We start from the raw sequence: 12358 nt of genomic DNA on the forward strand, positions 1-12358 counted from the left end.
GGCGCCCCATCTGTTACGCAGCAGAGGCGCTTTGCGAACGCCGATTGTGGCGCTGGCTTAAGCGTGCCATCAAAACACCGGGTACCAGCGCGGCTGCGGCCAGACCGATCAATTCCCACTGGCTAAGCGGCACCATCCCACCACCCGGTAGCGCCAGGAGCAGGCCAGCGATCAGTATCAGGGCACGAATCACGATCTCTTGCAGCGCGCCATAGCCCAGTCGACCAACCCCCATCAGGTAGCCTTGCATGGCGGAGGCAAACAGAATGATGCCGAGCACGGCCTGGATAAACACGGCCACGATCACCAGCGGTGCGCCCTGCATAATCAACGCCGGATTAAGCACAAAGAGGAAGGGGATAAAATAGATCACGCTACCCAGGCGCATGGCCTGCAGGCCCGTTTCCATGGGCCGGGCACCGGCCACGGTGGCGGCGGCAAAGGCACCGAGTGCGACCGGCGGAGTAATAAAACTCAGCATGCCCCAGTAAAGGATGAACATATGTACGGCCATGGGATCCAGCCCTCCGCCTTGAATCAGCGCGGGGGCTAGCGCAACGGCAAGGAAAATATAGGCGGCAGTCACGGTCATGCCAATGCCGAGTACGAAACTGGTCACGGCGCCCATAATCAGTAGCAGCGGCACGCTGCCACCGGCAATATTGATAAAGTCGTTAGCGATGGTGCCGGAAAGGCCGGTCATCGAAAGTGCACCCACCAGCATGCCCACGCCAGCCAAAATAGCGATTAACTCGGCAAACAGCTTGGCCGCAGACGACAGCGTATCGGCTACATCCTTCCAGCCCCAGCGGTTATGTTTGGAAAGCTGGTTCAGCACTAACAGCAGCGCGGTGGCGTAAAAAGGCGCTACGGCTTCGCGCTGCATAATCAGCAGCATCCAGACTAATAACGCAAAGACAAAAATAAAGTACCACCCCTCTTTGAGAGTTTGCCAAAGCGAAGGCAGCTCAACGGCGGGTAAGCCTTTAATGTCGTGGCGGGCAGCGTAGGCATCAATCTGAATAAACAGACCCAGGAAATACAGAATTGATGGAATCACGGCGGCCAGCGCCACAGCGGAGTAGGGGATGTCCAGAAACATCGCCATGACAAAGGCGGTGGCGCCCATAACAGGGGGCATCAATACGCCGCCGGTTGAGGCGCAGGCTTCTACACCGCCCGCAAAGGAGCGGCTCATACCGATACGACGCATGGCGGGAATCGACAGCACGCCGGTGGTGAGTACGTTACTGATCACGCTGCCGCTCATGGAGCCCATCAGGCCACTGGAGAAAATCGACACCTTAGCAGGGCCGCCGCGTACATGACCCAGCAGCGCAAAGGCCAGATTAATAAAAAACTTACCGCCGCCGCTTTTCTGCAGCACGACACCAAACACCAAAAAGCCAATCACCAGGCCCGCGAATGCCTGCAGCGGCACCCCCATGATGCTTTCGGTACTCATGGTGTGGTACATGGCGGTTTGTTCAAGGGTGGAAGGAAACGCCTGGATAGGGCCGGGGACGATATCGGCCACCAGCGGATAGAGCGAGAATACCCCGGCAATAATCGCAATGGGTAAACCACCCGCCCGGCGTGCTGCTTCGATAATCAGCAGCCAGTAGGCGTAGCTGGCATAAATGGCGATTTCGGGTGCAGAAAAGGCCCAGCCGCGCTCCAAAATGGGCACTGCGTTGTAAACAAAATAGCCGCCAACGATAAGCGTGATGGCGCTCAGCGTGTAGTCATACCAGGGAATGGGCTGCTCTTGTTGGCGACTGCGCATGGGCCAAAGCAAAAACACCAGCGGTAGCAGCAGCGCCACAACGGCGTAGTAGAACTGCGTCTCCAGACCCGTAACGAAAGTCAGTAAGCCAACGTTAAACAGATAATCCAGGGTCATCGCCATCAAAATGACGGTGACCGTGGCGGGAATCCAGCGTAGCGCAGGAGGAAGCTGACGAATTTGGCTGATCTTTTCTTTAACCTGCTGATTATTGGCAGGCGAGGTATCTGTGGTCATGGGGGACATCCGTCAATCAGCAGGGGGCGGCAAGTGCCGCCCCGTGGTGTATCACTCGAAGATCGGTTCGAAACCGGCATCGCTCAGCGCGGTGGCACGGGCTTCCATCCAGCCGGTAGTAAATGCCTCGTCCTCACTGGGTGCGTCCTGCATAAAGCTTTCCCAGGCGGTTAAAAGCACGTTCTGACGCTCAACGAGCTTGTCCTGATGAGCCTGCATTTCATCAGTCCATACATCGATTTCTTTGTAGTACTCCACGACCGCATCGTGGAACGGCACTACCCATTGAAGATCTTGTTGCTCTAGTGCATAGCCAAGTGCGCCTGGAGCGTTGTCTTTATAGTCATCAAAGTTTTCCTGCATGGCCTTGATCAGGCCATAAGCCACGTTGTCGTCCAGGTCTTGGTTGGCGACAACAATAGGGTAAGGGTAGCTAGCGCTAGGCACCGGGTTTTCGGCGCTGATGCCGCCTGCCCCGGAAGTGACTTCGTGAGGGCGGAAGTAGGGCGCCACCGCAGCCATACGCTCCCAGCCTTCGTCGTCGTTGGGGTCTAGCACCGGCCAGCTAATGCCGCGAGGGCTACTGGCCAACTGCTGGGCGGGCGGGGTGACCGTTGTGGTAAAGGAGGCATCCACATCGCCAGCGATAATGCCGTCGAACGAGCGGCCGTAGCCGGGGTAATCAACCCGCTCTACGTCATCCCAGGTTAAACCGCCAAAGGCGAGGTACGCCTCTGTGCCTTTATTGAGCGCATCGTCGCCACGGATATAGGCGATGCGTTTGCCCGCCAGGTCAGCGGGCGTTTCAACGTCCAGGTCGCCCGCGACCGCAAGAGAGAGGCCAAAAGAGGCGGTGGAAGTGGTAATCACGCGTAGCGGCTGAGGGCCCCAGTCACGGTCGGCAAACATCATTACACCTTCCGCGCCGTAGTAGCTGGCGATCCCGCAGGCACAAAGGTCAACGCGGCCCTGCTTGAGCGGCGTCATGCGTGATACATCGTTATCACCCGGCAGAATACGTACAGACGAATCGTATTTGTTCTGCAGCATATTGCCGATGGCGACGGCCTGAGCATAGCCACTTGAGTTGGTGCCATAGGCTGTCCAGGCCATGGTGCCGGGCAGTTCAATTTCACTAGCGTGGCTGACTGCTGCGCCGAGTAACGATAGAGGTAAGGCGGCAACAAGTAGGCGGTGAGCGAAGGGGCGCATTGGGATGCTCCTTTATTGTGGTTGTAGTGACGTTGATGGTTATGGCTGGTTGCTATTTAACTTAGAGTGTTTTGCTATGCGGTATTGTATTTTGCTAAATGGTCGAGTGATAGTAGAGAAGCCGCTGGGTGGCTGTCAATGCCGTTGTTAGCAGCGGCGTCCGTTAGTAAACAACCGGCATAAAAAAACCAGGCAATTGCCTGGTTTTCAGAGTAATGGTGAGTGCTATCCAGCTACGAGAATTCTCGCCAAGCGGCGTAGGTGCTTAGAAATACCCGTCCGGTAAGCGCCTCTAGGAAGTCACTTTTCTTCAACTGATCCATCACCGGGCCTTTTACCTCGGATAAATGCAGTTTTACATCGGAGTCTTTTAAGCGCGCATTGATAGCATCCAGGCTCTCTAGGGCCGAGGCATCGATCAGGTTGACCGCCGAACAGATCAGCACAACGTGCTCAAGCTCGGGTTGGCTCGCCACCAGGTTATAAACGGTGTCCTCCAAATAGCGTGCGTTGGCAAAGTAGAGGCTCTCATCGATGCGCAAGAGGGCAACGGTATTGACCGTTTCGACATCGTGGCGGGTAGTGTTTCTAAAATGTTCGGTACCGGGCACACGACCTACCAAGGCGCTATGGGGGCGGCTGGTGCGGTACAAAAATAGCGCAATAGAAAGTGTCACACCGCTAATGATGCCGGCTTCAACGCCTTCGCACAGCGTGAGTAGAATCGTCACCGCCATGGCGGCAAAGTCGCTGCGGGAGTAGCGCCAGGTTTGGCGCAGCATGGGGATGTCTACCAGTGTCAAAATCGAGACGGTGATTGTTGCGGCCAGGGTCGCGATGGGCAGATAGTAGAGCCAACCGGTAAACGACATGGTGACCAGCGCAATACCTAGCGCCGCAAAGGCACCGGCGGCAGGTGTTTGCGCACCCGCATCGTAGTTAATAACGGTGCGGGACAGACCACCGGTTACCGGCATACCACTGGAAAACCCGGCGGCTAAATTGCTGGCGCCCAGGCCCACTAGTTCCTGATTGGGAGAGATGCGCTGGCGCCGTTTAGCGGCCAACATCTGGCCCATGGAGACCGACTCCACAAAGCCGACCAGGCTAATCAGCAGCGCTGGGATTAGCAGTGCCCGCCATAGCGAGTAGTCCGCCCAAGGAAAGCTTAACGAGGGTAAACCACCGGGAATTTGCCCTACTACGGAGACGCCTTTATCGGCCAACTGCCAATGCCAGGTCACCAGGGTGGTAATCACGACCGCAAAGACTGGCCCCGCTTTGGCGATCAAGTCCGCCAGAGTGCGTGGCAGGCCCAGCGTGAGCAGGGCGGCTTTACCGTGGCGCCGCATGGCAATCAAAAACAGCAGGGTTCCACTGCCAATCAGTAGGGTGGGTAAGTTAAAGGTGGTTAAGTTTGGTACCAGGGTGATAAGACGTTCCACCAGGGTAAAGCCACTGCTCTCAACCCCCAGTAGGCTGCCAAGCTGGCTGGCCGCAATCAAAATACCCGACGCCGTTAAGAAGCCGGAGATAACCGGGTGGCTTAAAAAGTTGCTGAAAAAGCCCATTTTCAGCAGCCCCATCACGACCAGCATGCCACCGGAAAGCAGTGACAGGATCAGCGCTGCCTGTAAGTAGGTCTCCGTACCCGCGGCTGCTACTGAGGAGAGCGCGGCACCGGTCATCAGCGCGATGATTGCCACCGGCCCGACCGCGAGGGTCTTACTGGTGCCAAACAGGGTATAGATCAGTTGAGGCAGGATGCTGGCGTAGAGCCCCACTACCGCGGGTAGCCCGGCTAGCAGCGCATAGGCCAGCGATTGGGGAATGACCATCACGGTGACGATCAAGCCCGCCAAAAGGTCTGCCCCCAATAGGCGTTTATGGTAGTGGGGGAGCCATGTCAGGATCGGCAAGTAGCGCTTTAGCATGGGGTCCTGGTGTTGTAGAAGTGGCAGAACCAAGAGAGTAAGGGATATTCCATTTCATTGCAGTGCTTATATTCATTTTTACTGCGGTAACCCAATGATGACCAAGCGCTTATAGGATTTGTGTCTTCTCCAAAAGTGCTACTTCCTTCCCCCAAAGTGCTACTTCTTTCATAAGCGTTACACGCTAAGCTTAGTCGCAAAGGGGGTTGAACCCCTCAGAAGTAGTATTTTCGATACTCAATAACATCAATAAAAGAGTACAGCTCATGCGCTTACTGCGATTGTGTGTTCCGGTGCTGTTTGTAGTGCTGTCGATAGGGCTTGCCATACAAGGAGGGCTCTGGCGTTATCTGGCACTTCTATTCGCCGCGCTAGGCGGTGGCGCTATGCTACTCAGCGTACTGGAAGGCGTCTACCGAGCCGACCAACGTCGCCTGGAACAGCATCGGCTTGGCTTTAAGCCGCTGCGTGATTACCGTTCGCTTCGCGCCATGGCCTACAGGTTAATGAACCGCGCTAGCAGCACAGCGATTGCCTCGGCAGAAGTGTCGCACTATGCCGATCTGATGGATCAGCGCCTCTCAAAGCAAGAAACCATGGCTCGTGAAGCTTCATCGAGCATGACGGCCATTAATGCAGCCATTATGCAGGTGAGTGCCAGCGCCAGCCAAGTGGCAGCGCTGGCAGAGAGCGCCCGGGAGGCCAGTCATCACAACCATGCTGAACTGGACGATATTATTCAGGACATGAGCGATGTTGCCGACCGCTCAAACCAAGCGCTGGAAATGCTGACCGCGCTGAACGATAAAATTGAGCGTGTACGTAACGTTACTTCCATGATTGAGGATATCGCCGAACAAACCCATCTGCTGTCGCTCAATGCGTCAATTGAAGCGGCCCGAGCGGGTGAACACGGGCGAGGGTTTGCAGTCGTCGCCGGCGAAGTGCGCAACCTGGCACTCAAGACCTCTACCGCAACGCAAAGTGTCGATGAGCTGGTTAAGGATATGCATCAGAGCGGCCAGTCGGTCGTCGCCACTATGGGCCAGTTAATGACCCGTATCAGCAAGCGCTCCAAGGGGCTACAAGTGGTCGGCAACAGTCTGGGTACGATGACTCAAGAATTCGACCAAGTGCAGAGGGAAATTACCCGTGTTGCCGATGCCATGGAAAACACTCGCCAACATAGTCAAACCGTGGCGGACAGCCTGAGCCAGTTGGAAGATGATGTCGATGAAGGCAATCGTAATATGCATGATTTGGCCGAGCAGGCCCGGGCATTGATGGAGGCTGCCGAAGGGGTCGATGGTGAACTGGCTCAACAGCATTTGGAGGGTCGCCACCAGCAGGTATTCCACGCTGCACGATTAACCGCCGATAAGTTGGGTAAGCTGCTGGAAAAAGCGATTGCCCGCGGGGAGCTTTCAGACACCCACCTATTCCAGCCCCATTATGAACAGATTCCGGGTACGCAGCCGCCGCAATATAAAACCGGCTTTGATAGTTTCACTGATAGGTACCTGCCCGATTTGCAAGAGCCTTTGCTCACGCAGCTAAGCTTAAGCTATGCCATTGCCTGTGACCGTAAAGGCTATGTGCCGACCCATAACAAAGCGGTCAGTCTTGCACCAACCGGTGACTACGCGCACGATTTAAAGTTCTGCCGCAACAAACGCATTTTCGATGACCCGACGGGCAGCCGATGTGGGGCTCATGAAAAGCCGCTGCTACTGCAAACTTACAAGCGCGATACCGGCGAAATCATGCACGACCTCTCTGTGCCGGTGTATGTGCAGGGTAAGCACTGGGGCGGATTCCGGGTTGGCTACCAGCCTGAGCGTGATATAGCGACTCCCCCTGCGTTGCAGTCAGAGGCCGCCCCAGTACCACCGCTTGCACTAACCAGCCGTAGCGTAGCGCGGGCGTGATTGCCATGCCGACCAGGAGTAGAGCGCGAGCCCGATCCAAATAAGCACAAACGTTGCCAACTGAATAAGGCCCAGGGGCTCGCCGAACACGGTTAAGGCAATCAGAAACTGAATGCTGGGGTTGATGTACATCAAAAAGCCCAGGGTTGCCAAACGCAACCGGCGTGCCGCGCCGGCAAAGGCCATTAACGGCAGCGCGGTCAAAGCCCCACTGGCGATCAGCAGGCCAGTCGATGACGTATCTTGAAGAAAATGCGAGCTGCCGTTCCAGCTTAACCAGGTCAAGGCGATCAGGGCGAGGGGGAATAGCAACAGGGTTTCCACAAACAGTCCCGATAATCCGTCCAGTGGCACCTGCTTACGAAACAGGCCGTAACTGCCGAAGCTTAACGCCAGTAGTAGACTAAGCCAGGGCAGTTCACCCAGCATCACAAATTGCGTGGCAATGGCCACGCTGGCCAAGCCCAAGGCGACCAGCTGCAGCTTGGCCATCACTTCCCGAAGTACCAGCATGCCTAGCGCGACGTTCACTAATGGCGTTAAGAAGTAGCCCAGGCTCGCCTGCAATACCTGCTTCGACTCCACTGCATAAATATAGATACCCCAGTTAAACGCAATCAATAGCGCACAGGCCAACACCCGACCAAGCCGCTTGGGTTCCCCCAATGCGGTGACAACGGGCGGCCAGCGGCGCAGAAGGGTAATCAAGCCGACCAGAAATAGACACGCCCAAATGATACGGTGAATCAATATTTCAAAGGCGGGAATGCCGTCAAACAGGGCAAAAAATAGCGGAAAGCAGCCCCACATGGTGTAGGCGGTTAGCCCATACATAACGCCTTTGACGGCATCTGGGTCGCGTGTTGGAGTAGGAAGCATAGCAGCCTCATTATTTAAAGATGCTAATCTAGCATAAACGTTGTCTTGAGACTGACGAATTGGAGGTGTTAAGTGAGTCAACTTAGGAACACGCTAGTGCAGTGTGATCTGCGCTGGGAAGATCCCCAGGCCAACCACGCTCATCTTGAGAAGTTGCTGGGCGAGCTGGATAGCCGCGACACGGATCTTATTGTATTGCCTGAGATGTTTGCCACTGGCTTTACCATGAATTCCCGCGAAATGGCCCAGCCGATGGCGGAAAGTCAAAGCGTTGCCTGGCTACAGGCCCAGGCGAAGGCGCGCAACTGCGTGATGACCGGCAGCGTGGCGATCGAAGAGGACGGTGAGTTTTATAACCGCTTGATTTGGGCAACGCCGGAGGGGGTGTTAACCCACTACGATAAGCGTCACCTATTCCGTATGGCCGGTGAGCATGAGCGCTACGGTATGGGCAGTGAGCGTAAAGTGGTAGAGCTCAATGGCTTTAAGCTGCTGCTGAGCGTTTGCTACGACCTGCGTTTTCCGGTGTGGATGCGTCAGCAGCCAGCAGAAGGGAAGCATTTCGAGTATGATGCGCTGCTGTGTATCGCCAACTGGCCAGCACCGCGCCGTCATCCATGGCGTACGCTGCTACAAGCCCGTGCGGTAGAGAACTTAAGCTATGTGATTGGCGTTAATCGCGTTGGAGAAGATGCCAAAGGGCTTGCCTACAGCGGCGACTCCCTGTTGGTCGACTTCAAAGGTGAAGCGTTAATTGATAAACCTGCCCATACCCCGTTTATAGAGACGGGCACGCTGGATAAAACTGCCCTTGATGCTTTTCGTGAAAAATTTCCTGCCTGGCAAGATGCCGACCACTTTCAACTGCTGCCAGGAGTGGGTTAATGATGCGCCTTGATCGCTTTTTGAGTGAAACCACGCCATTAACCCGTAGCCTGGCTAAGCGGGCACTCAAAAATGGTGAGGTAACCCTCAACGGCGAGCCGATCAAGCAGTCGGCGACCCAGATCGATACCGATAACGATGTGGTGGTGCTCAACGGCGAGCGGTTGGCGCTGGTAGGGTTGCGCTACATTATGCTGCACAAGCCCGTTGACGTTGAGTGTAACGCCCGTCGCGGGCTCTATCAAAGAGCAATCGACCTGATTGATCTACCCAAAGCTGATCGATTACAGCCGGTAGGGCGGTTGGATGTGGATACCACGGGACTGCTGCTATTAACCGATGATGGCCAGTGGTCGCACCGTGTCACGTCACCGCGCCATCGCTGCGCCAAGGTGTATATCGCCGAGCTAGCGGAACCGATGGAAGGCGCGACGGCGGAGTGGGCGATTGGTCAAGTCACCGATGGCCTGATGCTGGATGGAGAGGAGACCCCGACGCAGCCCGCAACACTTAGGCTGCTTTCGCCCACCCAGGCAGAACTCACCATTACCGAAGGGCGCTATCACCAGGTGAAGCGTATGTTTGCCGCCTTGGGCAATCACGTGAATTCACTGCACCGCAGCTCTATCGGTGATTTGGCTTTGGATGCCAACCTGGCGCCCGGCGAGTGGCGAGAATTAACCGCCGACGAAATCGCGCTTTTCTGAGTCCTTGCTTAAGGTCTCTATTAGCCGCTTCCCAAAAGGGTAAGCGGCTTTATTTTATCTGGATATTTATACCGTTATCTTAGTTCTGCCACCAACAATAGCAAGTATCGTGACTCGATAAAGTTAGTAAGTCAGAACTAGTGAGTCAGATGCGCAGCGGCAATCAACGCTTGAGTATAAGCGTGCTGTGGCGCTGAAAGCACCTCTAGGCAGGGGCCTTGTTCGACCACTTCGCCATCCTTGAGCACCATAATACGGTGTGCCATGGCACGCACAACGGCTAAGTCATGGCTTATGAATAAATAACTTAGCTGACGGCGTGCCTGCAAATCGCGCAACAGGGCGACTAGCTGCTTCTGCACGGTACGGTCTAACGCCGAGGTTGGCTCATCCAGCACCAATAGTTCCGGTTCTAAGATAATCGCTCTTGCCACGGCAATGCGCTGGCGCTGACCGCCGGAGAACTCGTGGGGGTAGCGCGCGGCACAGCTCTCGGGCAAACCTACCTCGTGCAGCGTTTGATTAACCCGCTGGGTGACTTCTTCAGTGGTGAGATGGGGGTAGTGAAAGCGCAGCCCCTCGCTGACGATATCAAACACTGGCATACGCGGTGAAAGCGCGCCATAGGGGTCTTGAAACACCATTTGCAGGCGATGGCGGTGGCGGCGTAACGCATCGCCGGTTAGGGCGCTTAGTTTATCCTTGCCAAGGGTAACATCGCCTTGGCTAGTGACCAGCCGCATGACCGCTGACGCCAGCGTGGTTTTACCTGAGCCGGATTCACCGACAATGCCCAGGGTTTCCCCTGGCGCGATTTGGAAATCTATTGGATGCACCGCCACAAAAGCAGGGGGCTGGCGCTTAAATAAGCCGGTCTTAGGGCGCTTAAAGCTCACGCTTAATTGACGAGCGGTCAGTAGCGGCGCTGTATGCTCTATAGCTTGGGGCCTACCTTCCGGCTCAGCGGCCAGTAGCGCTTTAGTGTAATCGCTTTGAGGGTGCTGAAAGACCTGCTCCACCGGGCCGATTTCTTGAATACGTCCCTGGTACATCACGCAAATGCGATCGGCATGGCGGCGCACCAGGTTTAAGTCGTGGCTGATAAACAGCATGCCCATGCCATGATGATCGCGTAGTTCACGCAGCAGGGCGAGAATCTCCTGCTGTACCGTGACGTCCAGCGCGGTGGTGGGCTCATCGGCAATCAGCAGTGAGGGATTGTTGGCAATCGCCATGGCAATCATCACCCGCTGGCGCTGCCCACCCGAGAGCTGGTGGGGCCAGGCATCCAACAATTCGTCCGGGCGCGGTAGTTTCACTTGTTCCAACAGTTCTTTGCAGCGTTCCCGGGCCGCCTGGCCCCGCAGTCCTTGATGCAGTCGCAAGGCCTCACCAATCTGCTTGCCCACCCGATGCAGGGGGTTGAGCGAGGTCATCGGCTCCTGGAAGATAAAACCGACGCGATTGCCACGCACCGTGTTCCACTCAGTTTCCGTTAAAGTGGCCAGATTGGTATCACCTAGCCAGCGTTCGCCTTGAACGCTGGCATTACTGGGCAGCAAATTCACCATGCCCAGCGCCGATACCGATTTACCCGAGCCGGACTCACCGACAATGGCCAGGGTTTCACCCGCATGGAGGGTTAGCGAGAGTGCATGCACTACTGGGGTGTTATCAAAAGTGACATCAAGGTGTTCAATGCGCAGCAGGGGATTAGGCATGCTGGGACTCCTGGGCTGGGCCTGCTTGGCGCTGTTGTACGTGGCGGGGATCAAAGGCGTCGCGCAAGCCCTCGCCGATAAATACCAGCAGTGACAGCATGATGGCCAGTGTCATAAACGCCGTGATGCCCAGCCAAGGGGCGTGTAGATTATTTTTTCCTTGGGCAGCAAGCTCACCCAGCGAGGGAGCACCCGGCGGCAGGCCGAAGCCGAGAAAATCCAGAGCGGTCAAGGTGCCAATGGCGCCGGTAAACAGAAACGGAATAAACGTCAGCGTGGCGACCATGGCATTGGGTAGCACGTGACGCCACATGATCAAACGTGACGGCAAGCCCATGGCTTTGGCCGCGCGCACATACTCCAAATTGCGTGCACGCAGGAACTCGGCACGCACGATATCGACCAGGCCCAGCCACGAAAAGAGCAGCATAATCCCCAGCAGCCACCAAAATCCCGGCTGAACAAAGCTGGCTAAAATAATCAGCAGGAAGAGCACCGGTAAGCCGGACCAAATTTCAGTGACTCGCTGACCGATCAAATCAATTTTGCCGCCAAAGTAGCCCTGTACTCCGCCGACTACGACACCGACGACTAGCGATCCTGCGGTGAGTACCAGCGCAAAGGCTACCGAGAGTCGAAAGCCATAAATCACCCGTGCGGTCACATCCCGGCCCTGGTCATCGGTGCCTAGCCAGTGGCGGCTATCCGGCGGGGCCGGAGAAGGGCGGGTCATATTCATGTCCAGGGTCTGATATGAAAACGGAATAATGGGCCATAGCGCCCAGCCATGATCATCAATTTGTTGCTGAACAAAGGGATCCAGATAGTCCGTTCGGGTCGGTAGAAAGCCGTCAAACTCGGTTTCTGGGTAGTCCACCAGCATGGGAAAGTACCACTGGCCGTCGTACTGCATGATGATCGGTTTGTCGTTGGCAATTAGCTCGGCAAACAGGCTAAGAATAAACAGCGTGGCAAATAACCAAAGTGACACCCGGGCACGGCGATTGGCTTTAAAAGCGGACAGTCGACGGCGAGTGATAGGCGATAAACGTGATGATAAAGAGGCCAT

At 55.9% G+C, this 12358-nt stretch carries 9 protein-coding genes; 3 read left to right on the forward strand and 6 right to left on the reverse strand.

The window, feature by feature from the left end; translation table 11 throughout:
* Nucleotides 1-13 precede the first annotated feature (13 nt).
* The 3 genes from AC4EYZ_RS24085 to AC4EYZ_RS24095 all read right to left on the reverse strand — a co-directional run bounded on the left by AC4EYZ_RS24085 (nt 14) and on the right by AC4EYZ_RS24095 (nt 5169).
* The gene (locus AC4EYZ_RS24085; RefSeq protein ID WP_022523336.1) at nt 14-2023 is read right to left on the reverse strand and encodes a TRAP transporter permease; all 2010 of its coding nucleotides are present in this window, start codon (nt 2021-2023) and stop codon (nt 14-16) included.
* Between the two features lie 51 nt (nt 2024-2074).
* Entirely contained in the window at nt 2075-3235 is a 1161-nt protein-coding gene (locus AC4EYZ_RS24090) for a TAXI family TRAP transporter solute-binding subunit (protein WP_022523337.1), read from the reverse strand.
* Between the two features lie 233 nt (nt 3236-3468).
* A complete protein-coding gene (locus tag AC4EYZ_RS24095; RefSeq protein WP_022523338.1) occupies nt 3469-5169 on the reverse strand; it encodes a SulP family inorganic anion transporter in 1701 nt (566 codons plus the stop codon).
* Nucleotides 5170-5435: 266 nt separating this feature from the next.
* Between AC4EYZ_RS24095 and AC4EYZ_RS24100 the strand changes: the two genes are divergently transcribed.
* Nucleotides 5436-7097 (forward strand): methyl-accepting chemotaxis protein, encoded by a 1662-nt coding sequence (locus tag AC4EYZ_RS24100; protein ID WP_022523339.1) that lies wholly within the window; start codon nt 5436-5438, stop codon nt 7095-7097.
* Here AC4EYZ_RS24100 and rarD read toward each other — a convergent pair.
* Nucleotides 7068-7976 (reverse strand): EamA family transporter RarD, encoded by a 909-nt coding sequence (gene rarD / locus AC4EYZ_RS24105; protein ID WP_022523340.1) that lies wholly within the window; start codon nt 7974-7976, stop codon nt 7068-7070. The two genes, AC4EYZ_RS24100 and rarD, sit on opposite strands and share 30 nt — an antisense overlap.
* Nucleotides 7977-8048: 72 nt before the next feature.
* Between rarD and AC4EYZ_RS24110 the strand changes: the two genes are divergently transcribed.
* Together AC4EYZ_RS24110 and AC4EYZ_RS24115 are read left to right on the forward strand one after the other, a co-directional pair.
* A complete protein-coding gene (locus AC4EYZ_RS24110; RefSeq protein ID WP_041159503.1) occupies nt 8049-8861 on the forward strand; it encodes an amidohydrolase in 813 nt (270 codons plus the stop codon).
* Nucleotides 8862-8863: 2 nt separating this feature from the next.
* Nucleotides 8864-9568 (forward strand): pseudouridine synthase, encoded by a 705-nt coding sequence (locus AC4EYZ_RS24115; RefSeq protein ID WP_041159510.1) that lies wholly within the window; start codon nt 8864-8866, stop codon nt 9566-9568.
* Between the two features lie 137 nt (nt 9569-9705).
* On the opposite strand, the gene AC4EYZ_RS24120 is transcribed toward AC4EYZ_RS24115, so the two are convergent.
* Both AC4EYZ_RS24120 and AC4EYZ_RS24125 read right to left on the reverse strand, forming a co-directional pair.
* Nucleotides 9706-11289 (reverse strand): ABC transporter ATP-binding protein, encoded by a 1584-nt coding sequence (locus AC4EYZ_RS24120; RefSeq protein ID WP_022523343.1) that lies wholly within the window; start codon nt 11287-11289, stop codon nt 9706-9708.
* The gene (locus AC4EYZ_RS24125) at nt 11282-12358 is read right to left on the reverse strand and encodes an ABC transporter permease (protein WP_022523344.1); all 1077 of its coding nucleotides are present in this window, start codon (nt 12356-12358) and stop codon (nt 11282-11284) included. The genes AC4EYZ_RS24120 and AC4EYZ_RS24125 overlap by 8 nt, the downstream gene beginning before the upstream one ends.

This window comes from Vreelandella sp. 162(4c) (genome assembly GCF_058152265.1).